18 protein-coding genes and 2 pseudogenes are annotated in these 22,510 nt (G+C 61.8%); 10 read left to right on the top strand and 10 right to left on the bottom strand.

Annotated elements, in window-relative coordinates; all coding sequences use genetic code 11:
* Window positions 1-362 precede the first annotated feature (362 nt).
* Both AC5J09_RS01655 and AC5J09_RS01650 read left to right on the top strand, forming a co-directional pair.
* Window positions 363-865, top strand: a pseudogene (locus AC5J09_RS01655) (transposase); the annotation flags it as partial.
* Window positions 866-1,409: 544 nt separating this feature from the next.
* Window positions 1,410-1,535, top strand: a pseudogene (locus AC5J09_RS01650) (YeeE/YedE family protein); the annotation flags it as partial.
* A gap of 376 nt (window positions 1,536-1,911) precedes the next feature.
* On the opposite strand, the gene AC5J09_RS01645 reads toward AC5J09_RS01650, so the two are convergent.
* Window positions 1,912-2,430: a GNAT family N-acetyltransferase gene (locus AC5J09_RS01645; RefSeq protein ID WP_494296690.1), complete on the bottom strand. Its 519-nt coding sequence runs from the start codon at window positions 2,428-2,430 to the stop codon at window positions 1,912-1,914.
* Window positions 2,431-2,701: 271 nt separating this feature from the next.
* Window positions 2,702-3,532 (bottom strand): ferritin-like domain-containing protein, encoded by an 831-nt coding sequence (locus AC5J09_RS01640; RefSeq protein WP_494296689.1) that lies wholly within the window; start codon window positions 3,530-3,532, stop codon window positions 2,702-2,704.
* A 170-nt stretch (window positions 3,533-3,702) separates the two neighbouring features.
* On the opposite strand from AC5J09_RS01640, the gene AC5J09_RS01635 reads away from it, so the two are divergent.
* From AC5J09_RS01635 to hmpA, 8 genes are all read left to right on the top strand, one after another.
* Window positions 3,703-5,970, top strand: a complete 2,268-nt coding sequence (locus AC5J09_RS01635; RefSeq protein ID WP_494296688.1) for a 4Fe-4S binding protein — start codon at window positions 3,703-3,705, stop codon at window positions 5,968-5,970.
* Window positions 5,971-5,994: 24 nt separating this feature from the next.
* Window positions 5,995-7,914 (top strand): TAT-dependent nitrous-oxide reductase, encoded by a 1,920-nt coding sequence (gene nosZ / locus AC5J09_RS01630; protein ID WP_494296687.1) that lies wholly within the window; start codon window positions 5,995-5,997, stop codon window positions 7,912-7,914.
* Entirely contained in the window at window positions 7,914-9,275 is a 1,362-nt protein-coding gene (locus AC5J09_RS01625; RefSeq protein WP_494296686.1) for a nitrous oxide reductase family maturation protein NosD, read from the top strand. The genes nosZ and AC5J09_RS01625 overlap by 1 nt, the downstream gene beginning before the upstream one ends.
* On the top strand, window positions 9,272-10,186 hold the full coding sequence (locus AC5J09_RS01620; protein WP_494296685.1) for an ABC transporter ATP-binding protein: 915 nt from the start codon (window positions 9,272-9,274) through the stop codon (window positions 10,184-10,186). The genes AC5J09_RS01625 and AC5J09_RS01620 overlap by 4 nt, the downstream gene beginning before the upstream one ends.
* Window positions 10,183-11,010 carry an ABC transporter permease gene (locus AC5J09_RS01615; RefSeq protein WP_494296684.1) on the top strand — a complete coding sequence of 276 codons (828 nt, stop codon included), beginning with the start codon at window positions 10,183-10,185 and terminating at the stop codon, window positions 11,008-11,010. Before AC5J09_RS01620 ends, AC5J09_RS01615 begins: the two co-directional genes overlap by 4 nt.
* Entirely contained in the window at window positions 11,007-11,567 is a 561-nt protein-coding gene (locus AC5J09_RS01610) for a nitrous oxide reductase accessory protein NosL (RefSeq protein ID WP_494296683.1), read from the top strand. The genes AC5J09_RS01615 and AC5J09_RS01610 overlap by 4 nt, the downstream gene beginning before the upstream one ends.
* Complete coding sequence (locus AC5J09_RS01605) at window positions 11,560-12,561, top strand: FAD:protein FMN transferase (protein WP_494296682.1); 1,002 nt, start codon at window positions 11,560-11,562, stop codon at window positions 12,559-12,561. The genes AC5J09_RS01610 and AC5J09_RS01605 overlap by 8 nt, the downstream gene beginning before the upstream one ends.
* A 223-nt stretch (window positions 12,562-12,784) precedes the next feature.
* A complete protein-coding gene (gene hmpA / locus AC5J09_RS01600; protein ID WP_494296681.1) occupies window positions 12,785-13,996 on the top strand; it encodes an NO-inducible flavohemoprotein in 1,212 nt (403 codons plus the stop codon).
* Between the two features lie 92 nt (window positions 13,997-14,088).
* Here the strand turns inward: hmpA and AC5J09_RS01595 are convergent, their stop codons facing one another.
* From AC5J09_RS01595 to AC5J09_RS01560, 8 genes are all read right to left on the bottom strand, one after another.
* The gene (locus tag AC5J09_RS01595; RefSeq protein WP_324765286.1) at window positions 14,089-14,382 is read right to left on the bottom strand and encodes a DUF6522 family protein; all 294 of its coding nucleotides are present in this window, start codon (window positions 14,380-14,382) and stop codon (window positions 14,089-14,091) included.
* Window positions 14,383-14,422: 40 nt separating this feature from the next.
* Window positions 14,423-15,649, bottom strand: coding sequence for an NnrS family protein (locus AC5J09_RS01590; RefSeq protein ID WP_494296680.1), 1,227 nt, complete (start codon window positions 15,647-15,649; stop codon window positions 14,423-14,425).
* The gene (ric, locus tag AC5J09_RS01585; RefSeq protein WP_494296679.1) at window positions 15,646-16,320 is read right to left on the bottom strand and encodes an iron-sulfur cluster repair di-iron protein; all 675 of its coding nucleotides are present in this window, start codon (window positions 16,318-16,320) and stop codon (window positions 15,646-15,648) included. Before ric ends, AC5J09_RS01590 begins: the two co-directional genes overlap by 4 nt.
* Before the next feature lie 306 nt (window positions 16,321-16,626).
* The gene (locus AC5J09_RS01580) at window positions 16,627-18,252 is read right to left on the bottom strand and encodes a copper resistance CopC/CopD family protein (RefSeq protein ID WP_494296678.1); all 1,626 of its coding nucleotides are present in this window, start codon (window positions 18,250-18,252) and stop codon (window positions 16,627-16,629) included.
* Between the two features lie 68 nt (window positions 18,253-18,320).
* Window positions 18,321-18,851: a YcnI family copper-binding membrane protein gene (locus AC5J09_RS01575; protein WP_338280822.1), complete on the bottom strand. Its 531-nt coding sequence runs from the start codon at window positions 18,849-18,851 to the stop codon at window positions 18,321-18,323.
* A gap of 816 nt (window positions 18,852-19,667) precedes the next feature.
* Entirely contained in the window at window positions 19,668-19,997 is a 330-nt protein-coding gene (locus AC5J09_RS01570; RefSeq protein ID WP_338280820.1) for a hypothetical protein, read from the bottom strand.
* Window positions 19,981-20,244 carry a cbb3-type cytochrome oxidase assembly protein CcoS gene (ccoS, locus tag AC5J09_RS01565; RefSeq protein WP_494296677.1) on the bottom strand — a complete coding sequence of 88 codons (264 nt, stop codon included), beginning with the start codon at window positions 20,242-20,244 and terminating at the stop codon, window positions 19,981-19,983. The genes AC5J09_RS01570 and ccoS overlap by 17 nt, the downstream gene beginning before the upstream one ends.
* Window positions 20,241-22,508, bottom strand: a complete 2,268-nt coding sequence (locus AC5J09_RS01560) for a cation-translocating P-type ATPase (RefSeq protein WP_494296676.1) — start codon at window positions 22,506-22,508, stop codon at window positions 20,241-20,243. The genes ccoS and AC5J09_RS01560 overlap by 4 nt, the downstream gene beginning before the upstream one ends.
* Window positions 22,509-22,510: the final 2 nt, after the last annotated feature.

The raw sequence follows: 22,510 nt of genomic DNA, 5'->3' as shown, positions 1-22,510 counted from the left end.
GTCTCTAAGCCGCACGCCCCAAGCAAAGAGGACCGCATGACCTATGTCGGCAACGTCTGCGGCGAACGTGTTCGTTCTGGCAGACGAGCCGAACGGCAACTCCCCGCCCGATTCGGACCTTGCATCCTGACGCCGAGGTCCGCTTCGGGCCGTCTCTGAACTTTCAGCTCGGATACCAGCGTGTATAGCGTCGGTTCAGATTGCGCACATCCCCTTGGGGCTGCGGCTTCGGCCATGTGTCCCAAGGGCGACACGTACCAGTTTCCGCGCTGCAGCAAGCGCGAGAAACCCTCTGTCGGAGACTCCGCGCAGTTTACGTTGAAATCACCGGCGGCAATGGCCAGAGTTCCCGCGGGCAAGGCAGCCGAGAGGTTGCTCACCTGCTTGAGTGCGCGGACACCATCGGGCGCAAGCCCGTTCGAATGCGACCTTTACCCGCGGGCGCGGCAGAGTCAGCTGTAAAGCGTCTGATGACGATTCCGGGCATAGGCGCTGTTACGGCTGTCTCCTACGTTGGCCGCGATTGAAGCCCCGGATCACTTCAGAACATCGCGGTCGGTGGGCGCTTGCTCGGGCTAACGACGCAACGATATCCATCCGGCGAAGTCGACTATGATGGCCATACCTCCCGTCGGGGGCGACAGCCATTTGCGGGGGGGTGCTCTACGAAGCGGCAACGGTGCTCTTGACGAGAACTAGCGCTAGGGCCGAGTGCCGCCTCAAGGTCTGGGGGCTGAAGCTGCGCGAGCGGTTGGGCTTTAAGCGCGCCGCGGTGGCAGTCGCCCGCAAGCGCGCAGTCATGATGCACAGCATGCTCAAGACAGGAGAAGAGTTCAACGCATCGGCTGGCGCCGATCTCGCCTAAGCCAAGCGCCAGCTTCCCTCCGTTCGTCAAATCTCGATTGACGAACGGAGCGTCCCTGCTGCGGACGTGGGTTTGATCATTCCGTTACTCAGGCGGCAGCTCTCTGAGACTGCGCCTCAAACATAGGAAGATCCTACCTGCGAAGACCCATTATGCGGCGGCATTTGCCGACCGCGGAAACAACCGTGCTCCCGGCACTGGATTGCTCCGGAAGATATCGGCGCACCACTCTCACTCGCTACAGCACGATTGGGCGCGCTCGCGAGCGGCTTCTCAGCTGCCAGCACTGCGGTCGCGCACGACGTAGGCACCAATCAACTTTGAAACGGCTCCTATGTGCTAAGCCGGACCGATGCCGATGACAGGAATTCACTTGACGGACAGTTAGCGATTAAACAACCTGAGCATGTCCGGTCTTTTGGGGGCAACTCCAATCAAACACCTAGTCCATCGTCGCGGATCGACGCCCGGACCGACAACGCGGTGTGAGCGCAGCGACCGAAATAATTATCTCTGGCCACCAACAGGCTGCCTCACGGTTGGCCTGTCGGCAGGCCTCTACCTTCTGCTGAACGCAAGGATAGCTGGGATTTCCGGTCTCGTGGCCGCCGCAGCCGGCCGGACTCATGGCGGCGACAGCAAGCTGGGACTGGGTTTCCTCGCCGGCCTGGATTTGGCATGACGCTTACTGCCATATCTGTTTGGAAACCCTCACCTTGCGGATCACACCAATTGCAGGTCCAAGCGTTCCGCCACCAACGACCCGTGCTGCCAAAAGTAGACCCGCCGAGCGGATATGAGCTAGGCGGAAGTTACGGAACTGATTGATATGCCTTCAACTTCCAACGGAATCCGCAAGACGCTGCAGGACGACCAACAACCCAGGAAGCTGGCCGTCTTCGTAAGTCTGGAAGTGGAACACGCCAGCTTCCGCGGTTTGAACTTACCACAGTCATTCACGGTATCGTGGTCCAGACTGGAGATGTCAGCACTCCGGCCGGAAGCATGCTCCGGCCGAACAAAAATTGCTTACGCGCGGCGGCGTCTCACGCAGCTCTGAGTTCCTTCCGGACGAGGAGGATCGTGGGGTCGTCGGGATCGGTCACGGTGGTGAATCCCATCTGCTGCTCGATTTCGATGGCCGCACGGTTCTCGCGCCGCTCGATCGACTCGAGCACCTTGACGCCCTTTGCCTCGGCGACCCGCGAGAGAAATCCGAGGAGCTCCCAGCCAACGCCCAGATTCTTGTAGTCCGAGCGAATGCTGATCGCCACCTCCCCTCGCTCGAATGCGGGATCACAGGCCAGCATGGCAGTGGCGATCAACGGATTGCCGCTCTCGCCGAAAGCCAGGTAATTCTCCGTCCGGACGTGATCGACATTGGTGAGGGCCGCGATCCGCTCCTTGCCGACCTCGTTAAGGCCAGCAAGATAACGAAAACTCAGGTCCTCTTTGGTGACATGGGTGAAGAATTCGGCAAGCATCGGCTCATCTTCGGCCCGAACGGGCCTGACGTGAATTTTAAGGCCTGTTCGGGTCATCAGATCTGCGGTCCCGTTTCCCATAGTGGTCTCCTTTGGCTGCGCCTTCTCCCTTCCGACAGATGCAAGCGGGAGATGATTGCTGATCGCTGAACATTTAGTCAAAGGAGAATGGAGCGCATTGTTCCGGATCAATCTCCTCTTCACCGGAGGAAACCGATCAAAAAGCTCGGAGCGTCTGGGGTAATGCCTCTCCGCTTCGCCGATGTACCAGCGGACGGCGAAATCAAAGCTAATCGTCTATGGATTAGTGGCTTTCAGCGCCGGAGTGGCCCAGTGCCTCCCGGGCAGCAGCCTAAAGTTCCCGTGCTGCATAGAGGCAGCGGATGATGTCGCTGGCGAACGACTGCATCCGAGCTCTTGCCGCCTCGGTGCTTTCGTGTTCCGCAAGGTCGAGATAGCAATCGAGCAGGAATTCGCAGAGTGGGACCAGCCGCCCGGTGACGTTCGCGGGAACGTGCCGCAAGAGAGGCGTTTCGCCAGGCGACGTTGCTATTAGAGCGGTCGCGCGCTCCTGCGCCTCGTTCGCCAAGCCGCGCAACCGCTCCGCAGTTTCTCCGGGTGCAGCCGCAGGGATGCGTATCAACAGTTCGGCGAGCCGCCCTTCGAGCGTCGGCAAGTCGTCCCTCATTGAGCCGCCTTCCGCGTGGCGCATTTCGTGAAAGGCGCGGCGGCGCTCGCGACGCAGTGTCGCCACATGGCCCAGTTCCTCCCTTGCCAGTCGCTCGGCGGCCTGCCTGATTGCCTCGGAAGGCGCATGCGCCGCCGCATAGGTCCAGAAGACAAAGGCCCGCTCCTCATTGCGCACCGCCATGGAAAACGCGCGGTACGACGTCAGCAGCTCCGGAGCGACAACGCCCGCCCCCTCGTCGTCGAAGAACGGTTCTGGGAGGTTGACCGGTTGTGGCGCTCTCTCGCCTAGCCATTGGTCCACCTTTCCGAGATGCCCCTCCTCTTCCGCCACAAGGCCGTCGAAGACTGCGGCGAGGTCGGGGCGTTCTTCGGCGCGCATGCGCGCGGCCAAGGCGACATAGCCGTCGACTGCCTCCTGCTCCATCGCTCGGGCGAACGACAGCAACTCCGTCATCGACGCCATTACCCAGGGTTCGGTTCTCTTTTGCGGCATGTCCTGCTCTCTCGGTGGCACGCGCAAGTAGCGCAATTGAGCTCGATCTTCTCGACCTTCGACATACTGGACCGAGTTGAAGTTAATCGAGTTGATCTGGCGCAAAGAAATACATTTCGGGCCGTGCGAAATGGCCGCGATGCAGTGGCTCCGTGGCCCCAGGAAATCCGATGTACCAAGCAGCGATACAAAAGAACCAAATCAAACGCCTTCTGCGCGGCCTCGTCACTCTCTGCATCGCCATCTTGTTGGCCGGTCCAAGCATGGCCGCGGGCCAACTTTCCAACTACCTTCAAAAAGTGCAGCCGCAGGAAATTTTTCGAGGTGCAACCCGCTTCGGCGAGGTCACCGGCGATCCGCCGATCGCACCCGTTTTCCGCGGCGACAGCCTGCTGGGTTACGCGTATCTCAATTCCGACGTCACAAGCTCCGTCGGCTATTCCGGCAAGCCCATCCATGTCGTAGTTGGAATCGATCCGAAAGGCGTCGTACGCGGGCTTAAGCTTGTCGACCATAAGGAACCTATCGTTCTAATAGGCATTCCGGAAGCGAAGGTCGTCGCCTCGGTCAATGCCCTCATCGGCAAGGACCTTGGGCGCGTCTCGGCAGGGGCCGATCGGCCCCCGCAAGTCGATATCGTCAGCGGTGCCACCGTAACCGTCCTCGTCATGGGCGACAGCATCGTCCGATCCTCCGTCAAGCTGATCCGCAGCGGCAGGCTTGGGATGGATGCTGGTACGGCGGCCGGATCCACTACCGAGATCCGCAAGCTTGATCTTGACAAGACGGATACGAGCGACTGGCGGACCTTGATCGGGGACGGCTCCGTTCGAAGTCTACGGCTGACAGTCGGCGAGGTTTCCGAAGCGTTTCGGCAGGCCGGTCAGCTAGCCGCCGCAGGCCGGCCCGAGACCCACAACCCCGGCGACCGGTTCATCGATCTCTACGTCGCGCCGGTTAGCGTGCCGGCAATCGGAAGGTCGCTGCTCGGAGATGCTCGTTACGAGCAGATGCGCCATAAGCTGAAACCCGGCGAGGAAGCGATAATCGTCGCGGGAGATGGCGCCTATTCGTTCAAGGGTTCGGGCTACGTTCGGGGCGGTATTTTCGACCGCATCGAACTGCTCCAGGAGGGCCAGGGGCTGCGGTTCCGCGACCGCTACCATACGAGGCTGCCGGCGCTCGCGGCGGTCGGGGCGCCGCGGCTGCGCGAAATCGCCCTGTTTGTGATTTCGGCAGAGTTCGATTTTGATTTGACCGCCCCCTGGGAGCTGCAGTTGCTGGTGCAACGAAGTGCCGGCGGGCGCGAAAAGACCGTTCTGCCCTATAATCTGGGTTACACGCTCCCCGACGCGTATGTAACCGTCGAGACAGCCACCGCACAGGCACCGCCGGTCAGCGCCGCCGAACAGGCCGCACCCGCCGACCCGATTGCGGAAGAGCAGCCCCTCTGGGTGAAAATGTGGGACATGAACCGGCTGTCGGTTGCGGTCACGGTAGCCTCCGTGCTCGTCCTGACCCTAATCTTCTTCTTCCAGGACTGGCTGGTGAAGCGGCCGGCGCTGTTTGCGTGGGTCAGACGCGGCTATCTGCTCTTCACCCTGGTGTGGCTCGGCTGGTACGCTAACGCCCAGCTCTCCGTTGTCAACGTCCTGACATTCTTTAACTCCCTGGTGATGGGATTCCACTGGGAGTTCTTCCTCTCCGCACCTCTGGTCTTCCTTCTGTGGGGCAGCGTGGCCGCCGCACTCCTGTTTTGGGGGCGCGGCCCCTTCTGCGGTTGGCTATGTCCGTTCGGCGCCCTGCAGGAACTGACCAATAATGTCGCGCGATTGCTGAAGGTGCCTCAGGTGAAAGTGCCCTGGGGCCTGCATGAGCGTCTCTGGCCGATCAAGTACATTCTCTTCCTCGGCCTGTTCGGACTGTCGCTCTACTCTCTCGCGCTTGCCGAGATGTTTTCTGAAGTGGAGCCGTTCAAGACGGCGATAATCCTGAAGTTCGCCCGCGAATGGCCCTTCGTCATGTTTGCGCTCACCGTGCTCGCCGCCGGCCTTTTCATCGAACGGTTCTACTGCCGCTACCTTTGCCCGCTGGGCGCTGCACTCGCCATTCCGGGCCGGATCCGCATGTTCGAGTGGCTGAAACGGTGGCCGGAATGCGGCTCGCCCTGCCAACGTTGCGCCAAGGAATGCCCGGTCCAGTCCATCCATCCGGAGGGTGCCATCAACGTCAACGAATGCATCTACTGCATGCATTGCCAGGAGCTTTACCACGACGATCAGCGGTGTCCGCACATGATCCAGGTGCGGCTGAAGCGCGAAAAGTTCATGGCGCTTTCGACCCCGGTTTCGCGGGGGGAAGTGCCGTCGAAGACCGTCGTGACCCACAAGGGCGCCCCGATCAGAAAGACAGAAACGACGCCGGAAAATCCCGTCTGAAGCCAACATCCAAGGAGAGGCACAATGTCAAACGAAGAAACCAAGATGCGTCTGAACAGGCGACAGATGCTTGGCACCACCGCCTTTATGGCGGCGGCCGGCGCTATGAGCGCAGGCGGTGCGCTGACGCTTTCTGGCGGCACGGCGACCCCGGCCAAGGCGCAGGCAGCTTCCGACGGAAGCTACGAAGTGAAGCCGGGCGAGCTCGACGAATACTACGTGTTCTTCTCATCCGGGCAGTCGGGCGAAATCCGTATTCTCGGCGCACCCTCGATGCGCGAGATGATGCGGATACCCGTCTTCAACCGGTGCAGTGCCACCGGTTGGGGCCAGACCAACGAAAGCCGCAAGGTCATGACCGAGGGGCTGCTGCCGGAAACGGTCGAGTTCCTGAAGGATCAGGGGGGTCTTTACCTGAACGGCGACCTTCACCATCCGCATCCGTCGTTCACCGACGGCACCTATGACGGGCGCTACCTCTACGCCAACGACAAATCCAACTCCCGCGTCTGCCGCATTCGGCTCGACGTCATGAAGTGCGACAAGATCATCCAGCTTCCGAACCAGCACACTGTCCACGGGCTTCGGGTCCAGAAATATCCGAAGACCGGATACGTCTTCTGCAATGGCGAGGACGCCGTGCCAGTCCCGAATGACGGCAAGACCATGGGCGATAAGAACTCCTACCAGGCGATATTCACCGCCGTGGACGGTGAGACGATGGAGGTCGCCTGGCAAGTAATGGTCGACGGCAACCTCGACAACGTCGACGCCGACTACCAGGGCAAGTACTGCTTTGCCACCTGCTACAATTCCGAAGAGGGCTTTACCCTGGCGGACATGATGGCGAGCGAGCAGGACTGGGTCGTCATCTTCAACCTGAAGCGGATCGAGGAGGGAGTCGCAAAGGGTGACTACAAGGAAATCGGCGGCGTGCCGGTGCTGGACGGCCGCAAGGGTTCGCCCTACACTCGCTACGTGCCCGTGCCGAACAGTCCGCACGGCATCAACACGGCGCCCGACGGCATCCACGTCGTTGCGAATGGCAAGCTCTCGCCGACCGTGACCGTGTTCGACGTGCGCAAGTTCGACGATCTCTTCGATGACAAAATCCAGCCCCGCGACACCGTTGTCGCCGAGCCGGAACTCGGTCTCGGTCCCTTGCATACCGCCTACGACGGCAAGGGCAACGCCTACACGACATTGTTCATCGACAGCCAAATTTGCAAATGGAACATCGAGGACGCCAAGCGGGCCTATGCGGGCGAGAAGGTCGATCCCATTCGCCACAAGCTCGATGTCCATTACCAGCCCGGCCACAACCACACGTCCATGGGGCAGACCAAGGAAGCGGACGGCAAATGGCTAATTTCGCTCAACAAGTTCTCCAAGGACCGTTACCTGAACGTCGGCCCGCTCAAGCCGGAAAACGACCAACTGATCGACATTTCGGGCGACGAGATGGTACTCGTGCACGACAATCCGACCTTTGCCGAACCCCATGACGCGACGATCGTCCATGCCTCCAAGATCAACCCCGTCCATGTCTGGAACAGGGACGATCCATTCTTCGCCGATGCGGTCGCCCAGGCTAAGGCCGACAACATCGACCTGATGGTCGATTCGGAAGTCATCCGAGACGGCAACAAGGTCCGCGTCTACATGACGTCCGCCGCCCCGGCCTTCGGGCTGGAAGATTTCACCGTCAAGCAGGGTGACGAGGTCACGGTCTACGTGACGAATATCGACGAGGTCGAGGACCTCACGCATGGATTCTGCATCGTCAACTACGGCATCAACATGGAGGTGGCACCGCAAGCGACCGCTTCCGTCACCTTCAAGGCGAGCAGGCCGGGGGTCTACTGGTACTACTGCACCTGGTTCTGCCATGCGATGCACATGGAGATGAAGGGCCGCATGCTCGTGGAGGCGCAGGGCGCCTGATGGTTCGGACGAACATATCGGCTTTCGGGATGGCGGCGCTTGCCGCCGTCATCCTCGCCTGTCCCGTCTCGGCCGCAACGATTCGGAAGGCTGCCGACGGGTTGCCGCTCCAGCCTGTGCTCGACCGCGCCTCGCCCGGCGACGTCATCGTGCTGCAAGGCGAACATCAGGGACCGGTCACAATCGGCAAAACGCTGACGCTCGAAGGCGAACCCGGAGCCCTTATCATGGGCAACGGCAAAGGCAGCGTAATAACCGTGAAGGCGCCGCAGTCGATCGTCCGCGGCCTCGAAATCAGAGGCTCGGGCAAGGACCTTTCTGGAATGGACTCCGGCATCTTCGTGGCACAGACGGCGACCGGAGCGCGCGTGGAGAAGAACGCGATCATCGGCAATCTCGTCGGCATCTATCTTCACGGTGCACGAGACTCCTGGGCACTAGGCAACCGGATCATCGGCTTGCGCGATGGCAGGATCAGCGAGGCGGGGGACGGCATATCGGTCTGGAACGCGCCGGGCGCGCGGGTCGTCGACAATGACGTCAGCTACGGGCGCGATGGTATTTTCAGCAAAACGAGCAAGCGGAATGTCTTCAGCGGCAATCGCTTTCGTCAACTGCGGTTCGCAGTGCATTACATGTACACGAACGACAGCGAAATCAGCGACAACGTCTCGACTGGCAACGCTGTCGGCTATGCGATCATGTATTCCAACCGCCTCAAGATAGAAGGCAATCGCTCGGACGGGGATCGCGACCACGGACTTCTGTTGAACTACGCGAACAACTCCCGGATCACCGGGAACATCGTCGTCGGCCGCCTTCAGCCGGCGGACCGCTGGCTGAAGGCGCGGTCCTCGGAGCACGGCGTTCCGAAGGCCGAGGACGAGAAACAGACAGGAGTTGAAGTCCGCCGACTTGGGCCGGAAAAATGCGTATTCATCTACAATGCTAACAAGAACCGCTTTCGGAACAACGTGTTCGAGGGCTGCGCGATCGGCATCCACTTCACCGCAGGCTCGGAGGGCAACCTGATCAGCGGCAACTCCTTCATCAGCAATCGAAATCAGGTCAAGTATGTTGGTACGCGCCACCTCGATTGGTCGTCTGAAGGACAGGGCAATTACTGGAGCGACAACCCCGCCTTCGACCTCAACGGCGACGGTGTTGGCGATAGCCCCTACAGACCGAATGATCTAATCGACAAGGTATTATGGACTTCCCCGCAGGCAAAGCTGCTGACCACTAGCCCCGCCGTCCAGGTGATCCGCTGGGCGCAGGCGCAGTTTCCGGCAATCCTGCCCGGCGGCGTCGTCGACAGCCACCCGCTGATGGTGCCGGCAGACAGGAAGGTCGTGCAATGACCGGGACAGTCGAGATAGTCAACGTCAGCAAGTGCTACGGAAACTCGACCGTAGTGCGGGACATTTCTTTCGGATTGGGAGCAGCCGAAACCGTCGCGCTCGTCGGGCATAACGGCGCCGGCAAGACCACCCTCATCAAGCTGATGCTCGGCCTTATCCGGCCGACAAAAGGTCTGGTGCGTGTCCTCGGAGAGAACCCGGCGACGGGCGACTTCGCGGTACGGCAACGCCTGGGTTATCTCCCGGAGAGCGTCTCCTTCAACATGGCGCTGACAGGGCGGGAGACTCTGCGCTTCTACGCACGGCTGAAGCGGGTGGACTGTGTAGCCGCCAGCGATCTTTTCGAGCGCGTCGGGCTAGCCGAGGAAGCCGTCGACCGGCCCGTCCGGACCTATTCCAAGGGCATGCGACAACGCCTGGGCCTGGCGCAGGCCCTGCTCGGCACGCCACGGATCCTGCTCCTCGACGAACCCACTAGCGGACTCGACCCGGCCCTGCGGCGGAACTTCTACGAGCTGATCACCGAACTGCGGGCAAAGGGCACCACCGTGCTGCTCTCGTCGCATGCCCTTACCGAACTCGAGGGCCGCGCCGATCGCGTGATCATCGTCAACAATGGCGTGAAGATCGCAGACGGAACACTTGCGGAGCTTCGTGGCATCGCCCGGCTGCCGACGCGAATCAGCCTGACGCTCTCCCAGGCCGACGCCACGCCTGCCTGGCTGAACGGCGGCATGAAATGGTGCCGCAGCCCGCACGGCGTCGTCGAGGCGGAAGTCTCCTCGGACCGCAAGATCTCGCTGCTGCATGAGATCACCGCAGATGCTGCGCTGCTCTCCGGCTTGACGATCACTGAACCGACGCTTGATGACCTTTACGCGCATTTTCTCAAGGGCGGGGTAACGAAATGAGCAATATAATCACCCTCGCCGGGAAAGAAATCCAGGAAGGCATGCGGAACCGGTGGGTATTGGCAACCACCTTGCTACTGACCGCACTTGCCCTGACGCTGTCCTTCATTGGCAGCGTGCCGACCGGTAGCGTGGGCGTCGACAAGCTTGATGTCGTCATCGTCAGCCTCTCGAGCCTGACCATCTTCCTCGTGCCGTTGATCGCCCTCCTGCTGTCGCATGACGCGATCGTCGGCGAGATGGAGCGAGGAACGATGCTGCTTCTCCTCAGCTATCCTATCGGACGCCGCGAGGTCGTCTTCGGGAAGTTCCTCGGTCATCTGGCGATACTCGCCTTCGCAACGCTCTTCGGCTACGGCGCGGCTGCTGCGGCGCTGGTCGCGACGGGAAGCGCTGTCGGACCGGATAGCTGGCGGGCCTTCGGGTCGATGATCGCGTCCTCGATCTTCCTTGGGGCCGTGTTTGCGTCGATCGGCTATCTTATAAGCTCGATGGCCAGGGAGCGCGCGACGGCCGGGGGCATCGCGATTGGAATCTGGCTGTTCTTCGTATTGATCTACGACATGGCGCTGCTCGGCGGCCTCGTTGCCGCGCAGGGGCTGGCCATTCCGACCGGGCTGCTCAACCTGCTCCTGCTCGCTAACCCGACCGACGTCTACCGCCTGCTCAACCTCGGTTCCGGTGGGGCACGCGCTCTTTCGGCCCTGGGAGGCGTCGCCGACCACACCGGCCTTTCTGCGCCCGTCCTGCTTGCAGCGTTCGGGTTCTGGACGCTCGCACCGCTCGGATTCGCCACGTTGATCTTCTCAAGGAGGGAGCTATGAGGTTCACGGTCGCCACTGCCATCCTCGCCGCAACGCTTGTCCTTGCCGGCTGCCAGAAGGAGGAGGATGCGATGATGCCCTCCCCCTATGCGCTCACGGCCGACGCAATGGGACGCTACTGCGGCATGAACGTCCTCGAGCATCCGGGGCCGAAGGGCCAGATCATCCTGCAGGACATCCCCGAACCCATCTGGTTCTCTTCGGCGCGGGACACCGTCGCCTTCACGATGTTACCGGAGGAACCCAAGGACGTCGCCGCGATCTACGTATCGGACATGGGCGCAGCGCCGAGCTGGGGGGAGCCGGGAGCGCAGAACTGGATCGACGCGACAAAGGCGTTCTACGTCATCGGCAGCAAGGTAAGGGGCGGAATGGGGGCCGAGGAGGCGGTGCCGTTTTCGAGCGAACGCGCTGCACGGGATTTCGCTGCAAGGAATGGCGGCCGGGTGAGCGGATTCGAGGAAATTCCCAAGGACTATGTACTGGGGACCGGGGCCTCCGAGTACGGCGCGGGAATCGAAACCGAGAGCCATGGGGAGGCTCAAACTCATGGTTAGTCCGATTACGCGCCGCCGGGCGATCTGCATCATGGCAGCTGCCGCCGGACTCCCGCTGCTGGATCGTGGCGGACGTGCCGAAGCCGCAGTGGCCGCGTTGACGTGGAAAGGCCGCGCCCTGGGCGCGCCCGCGACACTGATCCTGAACTTAGAGAGCCAGGCAGCCGCGGCGCGGCTCATAGACCGTGTCGTTGCCGAGGTGTCGCGCCTCGAGAGGGTGTTCAGTCTTTACCAGAGCGATTCCGTCCTCTCCGAACTGAACCGAACCGGAGCGATCGCCGCTCCGCCGTCGGATCTGGTGAACCTGCTCGAGGCGAGCCATGATTTCTGGGTGGCGACTGGTGGTGCCTTCGACCCCACCGTTCAGCCTCTGTGGACGCTCTATGCAGAGCACTTTTCCGCCAACGACGCTGATCCTGCGGGACCGCCGGAGGCCGCGAAGAGGCGCGCATTGTCGCGCGTCGGCATGGACAAGCTCAAGTTCAACCGCGATCGCGTCGTATTCTCCCAACCGGGAATGGGGCTGACCCTCAATGGCATAGCCCAGGGCTACATCACCGACCGGATCGTCGGCCTGCTCAAGGATGCGGGTATGGCGAACAGTCTCGTCAGCATGGGCGAAACACGCGCCATCGGGGCGCAGCACGACGGCCGGCCGTGGCGGGTCGGACTTGCGACGCGAGAAGATGCCGGCACGCCGGACAGCGTACTGAACCTCGTCAACAGGGCCGTCGCGACATCGAGCCCGGACGGCTTCCGGTTCGGCGGCTCCGGCCGGTTCGGCCACATTCTCGACCCGCTGAGCGGGGCAACGCCAAGACTCTATCGACGGGTCAGCGTCGTAGCCCCGACTGCGACGGCTGCCGACGCCTTCTCAACCGCCTTCAGCCTCATGGGCAGTTCGGCTGTTCGCATCGCGTGCGAGCACCATTCGGAACTGACCGTTGAAATGATCTCCACTTCGGGTGCGCACGAGCGGTGCGGCCGTGCGTGACGCCGGTGGTCCAAAGATCCGGGGGTCAGAAAACGACAAGATCTGAAGCTCAATCCGCGCAATTCCGCTCCATTGCTGAGTAGAATTCAAGGTCTGCGTCAGCGTCAGCGGAATGATGCACAGTCAGTGCAGCCGAGACAGCTGCACTCGTATGTTGAACCCGGCGCAGTCAGAGCGCCCCGGTTGTTTGAAGAGCCGTTCAGTGGCCAAAGGAGAGCCCCAAATGCTGACCCAGAAGACCAAAGATATCGTCAAAGCCACGGCCCCAGTGCTCGCGCAGCACGGGCATGCGATCATCCAGCATTTCTATAAGCGGATGTTTCAGGCGCACCCGGAACTCAAGAACATATTCAACATGGCGCACCAGGAAAGGGGCGAGCAACAGCAAGCGCTCGCACGCGCCGTCTACGCCTATGCGGCCAACATCGAAAATCCGGAGAGCCTTTCGGCGGTGCTGAAGGATATCGCCCATAAGCACGCCAGCCTTGGCGTGCGACCGGAACAATACCCCATCGTCGGAGAACATCTGCTTGCATCGATCAAGGAGGTGCTGGGAGATGCCGCGACAGATGAAATCATTTCAGCCTGGGAACAGGCCTATGGCAATCTGGCGGATATTATGGCTGGCATGGAGAGTGAGCTCTATGAGCGCTCGGACGAACGCTCCGGTGGTTGGACCGGCTGGCGTCGTTTTATCGTCCGTGAGAAGCACCCGGAGAGCGATGTCATCACCTCATTCGTGCTGGAGCCGGCGGACGGTGGACAGGTGGCGGATTTCGAGCCTGGACAATACACGAGTGTCGCGGTGCATGTGCCAAAGCTCGGGTACCAGCAGATACGCCAATACAGCCTTTCGGATTCTCCGAACGGACGCAGCTATCGCATTTCCGTCAAGAGAGAAGATGGCGGCTTGGGGACGCCCGGCTACGTCTCGTCCTTGCTGCACGATGATGTCAATGTCGGCGATGAACTCAAGCTCGCCGCTCCCTACGGGAATTTCTACATCGACGTCACCGCGACGACGCCGATCGTTCTGATCAGCGGCGGGGTCGGTCTGACGCCGATGGTCAGTATGCTGAAGAAGGCGCTCCAGACACCGCCGCGGAAGGTCGTGTTCGTGCATGGCGCACGAAACAGCGCAGTGCATGCGATGCGTGACCGTCTGAAGGAAGCCTCCCGCACCTACCCGGAATTCAAGCTGTTCATCTTCTACAACGAGCCCCTGCCGACGGATATCGAGGGGCATGACTACGATTTTCCCGGATTGGTCGACGTCGAGGAGATCAAGGACAGCATCCTCCTCGAGGAGGCCGACTATTACATCTGCGGACCGGTTCCGTTCATGCGCATGCAGCACGACAAGCTGCTCAGCCTTGGCATTTCCGAAGCGCATATTCACTACGAAGTATTCGGCCCCAATTTATTCGCCGAGTGAGGGTACCACCGGACGAAGCGGTTTTCGACCAAGGGCCGAGGGGCCGGCCTTCAGACTGGCCGCGGCTGGCCTTCCCCTGCGAATGGTCTGGGTCAAGATCCGTCTGACGCCAGTTTGATCTCAGTACGCGAGCTCGCGCGATAAAAGGTCATTTCTTCGCTGATCACGCGATCCTCGCTGTTCAGGATTGCGGTCCATATTCGGTTCCCGATTTTGACGCGCAAGCGGCACGTGCCAGCGTCTTCACCCTCGCCGCGCTCGACCGTGCTGGTGACGAGTCCCCTACGGATGTTCCGACGCAAGTCGTCGCTTGAGAGCTGGAAACGATCCGCGAGCGCAGCGGGGTCGAATGTGAAATCTCCATTTTGATCTCGTTGAACCTGCATGACTCTCTCCTGCAAGATACATCTAATCGGAGGGGCATTCTCAAGCACCGGCACCTTGGTGCTCTGCGGACATAGAAACCCCTTCCGCGGCCGTGATGCCGTTGCCACGCTCGACCTTATTGCCGAGTGCGGCGCTGAACGCGGGTCTAGGAACAGGACCGCTCATGGCCGGAAAATATGCGACGAGGAAGAGCGTCCACCCCGCCATCCAACAGATTGCGGCAGCAGCGACGGTGTCGAAAGCGTTTTCATTCAACCAGCCGCCGGAAATCCGCAGCAGCGCCGAGAGCGACACGAGTGAGAACGCGACCGCCATGGCCCGACCGAGGATCAGGGACTCGCCGTCGCGGACCATGGCTGGCCGCATCATCAAAGCCGCGATCATCGTGCTCATCGCGCCCATCGTCAGCGCGTGCAGGGCGTCATCTGCTGGAACCTGGTCGGGTATAATAGCTGAAAGACCGCCGAGAATGAGCGCCGTCGGTGTCCAGGCGAAGGCAACATGCAGGATGAACAGGGCCGGATAGCGGCGGGTCCAGAGGCTCCGCCATGCGCTCATCTGCCACAGCAGCACAGCGCCCGAAAACAACAGCAGGAGACCTGGCAGCGTGGGCGGCCAAGCGCCATGAAGACAGGCTGCGAGGAGAGTGCCCGCTATCGCCAGGTGGGAAAGATTCCGCCGAGTGTAGAGCAGGTTCCCTCTTCCTCTCCGGTCCAGCCAGGATCGCGTGAAAGCGGGCACGGCGCGTCCGCCTATTAAAACGATCAGCACGGCATAAAGCAGCGGCTTGGGACCCGGGCCATCGCCGATGCTAACCAAGGCATTTATGCCAAGCGCGCCCGTCCCAAGCGGCGCCCAGCACCGATCCCACGCCCCGGAGACAACAATGCCATGCATCAACATCGCAGTCAGGAACGCAAAATAGGCGGACACCCCGGTCGCGGCAGCGATAAAGGGCAAATGGTCCGAGAGCGCGCCGGTAAGACGGGCGACGCACCAGAGCCAGGTTGCAATCATAGTGGCGGCCGGCGAGACCGCCCTCCTCTTCGTCCAGGCTGGCAAGGCCGACAGGAGATAGCCCCCTGCCGCAGCTCCCCCCATGCCGAACACAAGTTCGCGGCTGTGCCACTCGACCCTGTCCGGTGCGAGTTGTTGCGGGACGAGCCAGACCATGGGCACGACAAGCGCCCATAGTCCCGCGAGAAAAAACAGGGGTCGGTATGGCGCCCGCCAGATGGAACCCCAATCGGTCGACTCGTAAGTCAAACGGCCGCCTGGGACTGGTCTTCGAAGCGCGGAAACAGCACGGCGTTCTCGAGATGCATGTGCGCGATCAAGTCGTCGGTGAACTTGCGCAGTCCCGTATAAAGCGCGGTCCACGAGCCGCAGGCGCCTGGCGGCAGCGAGAGCCCATGGATCACATGTTCGATCGTCCGGAGATGCTCCGCCTCCTCCTCGTGCTCGTCTCGCATCCGCATGATCGGATGGGCGATCACCGCACTGCCGCCGCGTTGCATCATCGGGAAGAGGACCTGCTCTTCTTTCATCATGTGGCTCTCAAGGTCGTCCCGCAGGTGCTCAAGAACCTGGGAGAGCCCTATCGGTGCCGACGGGTGGTCTCCGTGCACCCGCTCCACCTTCTGGGCGAGCGGGATGAGCCAGGCGAGCTCCGCACGGTGCGTCTGGTGATATCTGTCCAGGATGTGTCCGATGAGGTCCGATGTCTGCTCAGGTGCGTCTCGTCTCGCGGCCACTTCGAGGGCTTGCAACTCTGCAAGCAGCGCCGACGGTGCGAGACCCGCCTTGACGGCGGCTTCCGAGAGTCGGACGTCGCCGCCGCAACAGAAGCTGATGTCATGTCCCCGGAATAGTTCCGCGGCTCCGGGCAGCTCTGCTGCGATCGCTGACACGGTGTTGTCGAGGCTTATTTCCGTCATGAGCTTTTCCTTTGCCGTGTTTCTTCCCAGGTGTGTGCTTGGATCCCGCTGGCCGAAGCCGGTATCGCGCCGAATTCGCGTCCCTGAATTCGACATTCCTTTTGCAGAATTTTGGTCCGCACGTCTTTGCGCCTGCGCAAACAGTGCTTTCAACGTCGCGCTCCAGAATTGTGCTTTCGCAGAGAGAGAGCACGCGCGCCTTTGTGCCTGCAGGAAAGTGGCTTGCCGAATGTCTTGTCGAACACGGCGTCCTGGCCGCTCGAGACTTCGCCCCCCAGTGGATGTTAAGCTAAGCAAGGGGCATCTTCAGGGCCGGATTCCAACCTTGCCCTCGAGCTTCACGAGCTCGAAATCGGAGACCAGGAGATCAAGCCGCACATGCCAAGCGCCGGGCAAGGGCACCACGAGACCATCGACGCGCCAGTTTCTCTCCCCGGTGGGCTGCGCGGGCCGCCGGATCGCTTCTATGCCAGACGCGGGATTGGAAAGGACGAGCGTCACCTCCCTTGGCGCGAGGACCTGCCCGTCCTTGCCGAACACCTCGATGAATGCCGCCACCTGACCGACACGGCCTGGCGAGAGCCGCACATTCGCCATGGCTCGCGCTGCATGGAGATGAACGGCTGCAGGTCGGGAAGCGGCAACTTCCAATGCGCGCGGCGGGGGCGTGAACCGCCATACTGCGGCTACGCCGAAGATCAAGACGGCGACGACGGTTTCGATGGCGATCGACCGAGCGAGGCGCCCTGCAGCCGGTGCGTCACGTCGCTCTGCCGGCTCCGTCAGCCGCAGGCGATTAAACACCGCAAGAGCAAGAAGCAGAACAAACAAAGCCAATTTGGCGAGGAGTACCACCCCGTAGGCGGTCTCAACCAATGCTGCCGGTTTGCGAACCTGGGTCACGGCCAACACCATGCCAGCGACGATCAGCAAGGCGAGAACGAGCGGGATCGTGGTGGAGAAGCGGCGCAGTATGCCCGCAGACTCTGGTGTGCGACGTGCCAGCGCTAGTCCCAGCGGTGTAAGCACTCCTGTCCAGAACGCAATCCCGACGCCGTGAAGGAAGACCATCGGGCGCATAACCCATTGCGGTTCCGCGGCGCTGGCATGGCCGCTCAGCGCAAGTGCCAGACCGGTCCCGCTGAGCGCAGCCAGAGAAAGAAGGCGCCCCCAGCCGCCCTTCGCGACCAGCGCAAAGGTCGCCATCACAGATGCAAGAACGGCGACGACGGAGGTCCGGCCGAAGCTAGTGCTCATTCCAGCTTGCCAAGTAGCCAAATGCACGAGGCGCCGAAGAGGAACGGCGAGCGCGTCGAGACCCTGGAAACCGACAGACAGCAGCGCTCCGACGAGTCCGACGCCGAGAATGATGTGAATGGCCACGGTTCCGGAGCGCTCGCCCTTTCCAAGCCACGACAGCGCGAACGACCCGCCAATTCCTAGAAAGAGGCCGAGATAGAGGGCGAGCTTTGCCATCCATATTGCCGTGCCAACCTCCCAGTCTATGCCCACTGCGGCTGCGGGAGGCGTTGCGCTCGGCGCCCCAATCGTGAAGATCACCGAACCACCGATCGGATGTCCGTCTTCGGAGACCACACGCCAGGAAAGCACATGCGTGCCCCGGACGAGTCTGGATGGTGGTTCGATTTTCAGTGTTCGATCGCGTAGCTCGTAGTGTTCGAGGCTAACGCTCGAGCCGTGCGGCCCGACCAGTCTGAGGGAGAGCGGCGAGATCACCTCGCTGAAGGTCATCAAAAACGCCGCAGGCGCCTCGGCGAGCACGGCGTTGTCTGCCGGGTTGGTCTCGACCAGCGATGCATGCGCGAAGGCCGTTGCGGCGAGCCAGAGCCATGCGGAACAGGCCAGCACCGAAAGCGCCAGCATGCGAGCCGGGGCGTGGCATCGGCGTCCCTCCAAGCGCGGGTTGATCATGCCAATCTCCGTCAGCCATATAGGGAAGCGCGCCTCGAGTGCACGCTTCCCTCCGCCTCTCATTGTTTTTAGTGGCTGCCCGCCTTTTCGAGGAGCTTTACACCGGGAGCCGGAAACTCGAGATCGTCGCCGCTCTGGCCTTCTGCCGGGATCTCGATCCATCGTTCAGCCGCGCCGTCGGGGCACTCCTGCACGGTCGGGAAATAGAGCACCTTGCCCGCCGGCAGGTCCGACGTCAGATAAACGCGCACTACGAACTCATCGTACTCGTCGTCTCCCAGATGGCCCCCCTTCCACAGCACCTCCTTCACGCCCTCCTTCGTCGGGGTGCCGTGGTTGTCGTAGGACTTCTCGTAGGCGCCGCTTACCTTCTCCAGGGTCCAGCCGGGCTTGGGCATCGGCTTAACGGCAATAACGCCCTCCGGAATCTGGACGCGCACCGCGTTGGTCGGCTTCCCGTCGCAGCCGTGCGGCACGCGGAAGACGGCCTTATAGCTCGCGCCTACCGGAGCTTCCTTCGTTTCGAGCGAGGTGTGAGCGATCGCCGCTCCCGCACCAACGGCAATCAGGGGGGCGGTCAGCACCAGTTTCTTTAGCATTGGACTTCTCTCCTTATCGAATGCCGGCTCGCGTCGGCGGGGTTCGCGAGGACCAGCGTCGCCGGTCCGCTTCACAGCTGAAGGGGTTGAGTTGGGGACTGGACAGCAGCCCGCAGTTCACGAAGTTCGGATAGCCCGCACCTCGACTAACGTTGGTCCAGGCGCCAGGAAGTTTCCGGCGTGGGAAAACACGCTCGACGCGATCTAGGCAGTCGGCGGCGGAGCTCGGGGACAGCCGGGATCATGGTCGCTTCTGCGAACCAACAGCTCGCAGGATGGGGGCAGGACAGCGCTTGAAGACCGCGGCGTTACAGGAACCGACGCGAGACCGCCAGGTGCTGCAGGCAAAGCTGAGGACAGGCCGCATCCGAGGATACAGCACTCGGCCAGCCTGTCGTGATCGCGGCCGCCAGGGTCAGTGTCGGAGTGGCTTGCCCCCGTAATGCAGAGGGGATCGCCGAAGGGATCCAATTGTCGGACAACCGGTCCTTGACCGGCAAAAGCGTGGACAACGGACTGCAGGACGAGCATGCAGGCGGCGACCAGCGCCAGCCCTCGGCTCAATCCCGTTCGTCGTCTCGCCATCGTCCATTCTCCATTCGGGCGCAGCACTCGATGCAGCAAATAGACGAGCCTGTTGGAACAATCCTTGTTCCAGATCAACAAACGCGGGGTCGGAGAGATAAGCGCAGTTATTCGCGGATCAGCTGGCCGCATTCGCCCTAACGATTGGCGTTTACCGCCGACGCTTTGGCAACAGCGATAAAACCAGCGTCGCAATAGGTCCGGTTTCAAGCGACGCGATAGCCGTGGTGATCAAGGCCCGACTTGTCTAGGCACCCGGATGCCGCGCGTGATGCCGATCGCCGCTCCCAGCGTCCCCCCGGCGACGATCCCCGCAGACCCACCAGCAAGGACTGCAATTAGACAATTGAGGACAGCGGCCCCGAGTCCGGAATTCGACAGGAGAGTGATCCCGGCGACGAGGCCGACTAGACCGCCGATCGCGCCAAGGGCAATTGCAAACAAGGTCACGGACTCCGAAGGATCAATCTGGCGGTCCGGCATGTCGTTCTGTTTCGAACTTGACCTCTCCACAGCTTGCTCCGGGGAGCGGTTGTCCATGTGTTCATCCGTGTTTGGCATTGGATCCTCCGGGGTGCAGCGTCGCTTCATCGTCTTCTTTCGGTCCAGAACGCTGGCCTGTGCTGGCGGTTCCGTCCCTGGCCGGGTCCGCCGGCGGTCCCTCGTCTTCCTCATCGTCCAACAGGACTCTTTCAGCCGCCCCCTCCAGGTCCTCATATTGACCCGCACGCAGCGACCAGAGAAATGCCAGCAGTCCGACAGCGCCCATCGCCAATGCCACCGGTACAAGAACCGCAAGATAGTTCATGGCTTTGCCGTGACTGGTTTGGTCGCCCGGAAAAAGCGCGGGCCCTTTCCAACCTTTGCACCGAGGCGCAGCGCGTTTCCAACGACGACGATCGAGGAAAAGGACATGGCCAGCGCCGCAGCGAGCGGCGTGACCAGTGCAGCGATTGCGAAGGGCACGCTGACGATATTGTAGGCGACTGCCATTCCGAAGTTCTGGCGGATCAGCACATCGGCCCTGGACGCGGTCTGGATGACTTCTCGGACAGCCAGCAGGCTGTGACCAAGGAAGACGAAGTCGGACGCGCTTCGCCCGATGTCCGTCGCCGACGACGGGGCGATCGACACGTGTGCGGCGGAAAGAGCCGGCGCGTCGTTGAGGCCGTCGCCGATCATCAGCACCTTGCTGCCCGCCTCGGCCAATGACCGGATGGCCTTCACCTTTTCACCCGGAAGTAGCTCGGCCGAGAACTTCTCGATGCCCAACTGCTTGGCGACGGACGAAACCGCGGGATGGGCATCTCCTGAAACTATCGCTAGTGAATAGCCGGCGGAGCGGAGTGTCTGTACAAGCTCTCGAGCGCCAGGACGGATGGAGTCCTCAAATGCGAAAACCGCTATCTTTTCGCGGTCCTTCGACAGCACGGCTACCGACGCCGTTCCCAGGTCGACCTGCCTTGCATTCGACGCCCACGACGGGCGCCCGAGACGGTAGACCGCATTCCCTGCCCGCCCCTCGATTCCGCAGCCATGAATCTCCTCCAGACTCTCGAACTCCAGAGGGGACCCGTGCCGTCCTGCGCCCGCCATGGCAATGGCCGCGGAGGCGGGATGCCGCGAGACCCTCGCCATCGCCGCGGCCAGAGACAAGAGCCGGGGCTCAATGTCGTCCGCATTGACCAGACGCATCTCGCCGAAGGTCAACGTCCCGGTCTTGTCGAAGAGTACGGTGTCGATTTCGTTCAGTCTCTCGAATGCGGACCCGTCGCGCGCCATGATGCCGCGTTCGAAGAGGCGCCGTGCCGCCACCACCTGTACCATCGGCACGGCAAGTCCAAGGGCGCATGGGCAGGTAATGATCAGCACGGCGATGGCAATGCTGACTGACTTGTGGAGATCTCCGGTTCCGTAAAGCCATGCGAACATGGAAAGGAGGGCGACACCGTGCACGACGGGCGCATACAAGCTTGCGGCGCGATCAGCGATTCGGCGGTAATTGGAGCGCCCGCTCTCGGCAGCCTCCATCATGCGGGTCATCTCGGCCAGGAAAGAACCGTCGGCGGATACGGTCGCCACCAGTGTCAGCGGATTGGCGAGGTTCATCACTCCCGCCTGCAATGCGCTTCCCGGCGCTGCACGCTTCCACTCGCTCTCCCCTGAAACGAGCGAACAATCAAGCTCCGAGGCGCCTTTGACAACAACGCCGTCGACCGGCACGCGCTCGCCGGCGGCGACCAGCAGATGCATGCCAGGCTTGATCTCGGAAAGCGAGACGTAATCAATCGCGCCGTCCGCCCGGATCGAATTGGCGCCCCGCGGCGCGAGCCTCGCAAGCGCTCCGACGGCGGAACGCGCCTTGCCCCGCACCAGGTGATCCAGTGCTCGCCCTGCCAGCAGGACGAACAGCAAGGACGTGCTCGCGTCGAAATAGGCATAAGCCGCGTTGTGAAGGGTGTCGTAAACACTCAGGGCGAAGGCAAGGAGAACGCCGACGCTGATCGGAACGTCCATATTGGTGCGGCCGTGCCGCAGCGCCGCCCAGGCCGAGCGATAAAAAATCCTGCCGGAATAGACGATCGCCGGCAGAGCGAGCGCGGCCGAGATCAGATGGAAAGCATGGCGCGTCGCGGGATCAGCCCCGGACCAGACCGATACCGAGAGAATCATGATGTTCATCGCCGAGAAGCCGGCAACCGCGAGCGCCTTTAGAAGGGAAGAAAGCACCGGATCCTGGGTGTCCTCCTCAATGGAGGCCAGATGCGAGGCATAGCCGATTTTCACAAGTGCGGCGGTGAAATCCGGGCTCTCGTCGTCATTGCCGCGCCAGTTGATGGTCACGCGCCGGGAGGACAGATTCACTCGTGCGAGTTCCACGCCGGGGAGTTTCCTAAGCACGCCTTCGACGGCAGCGATGCAGGCGGCACAATGCATGTCGGGCAGCGCCAATACGGTTTGGCGAAGGCCGTCGCCGAGATCGCGGCTCGCAAGCCGGATCTCCTCAGCCTGCGGGCTCGTCCGAGGAGCGGCCCCAGCGCTTGCAACGGCTATCCCGGAACAGCAGGACATGA

Source organism: Sinorhizobium sp., assembly GCF_059070375.1.
The sequence above is the reverse complement of the archived record's forward strand: the minus strand, read 5'-3'. Positions and strand labels throughout refer to the sequence as shown.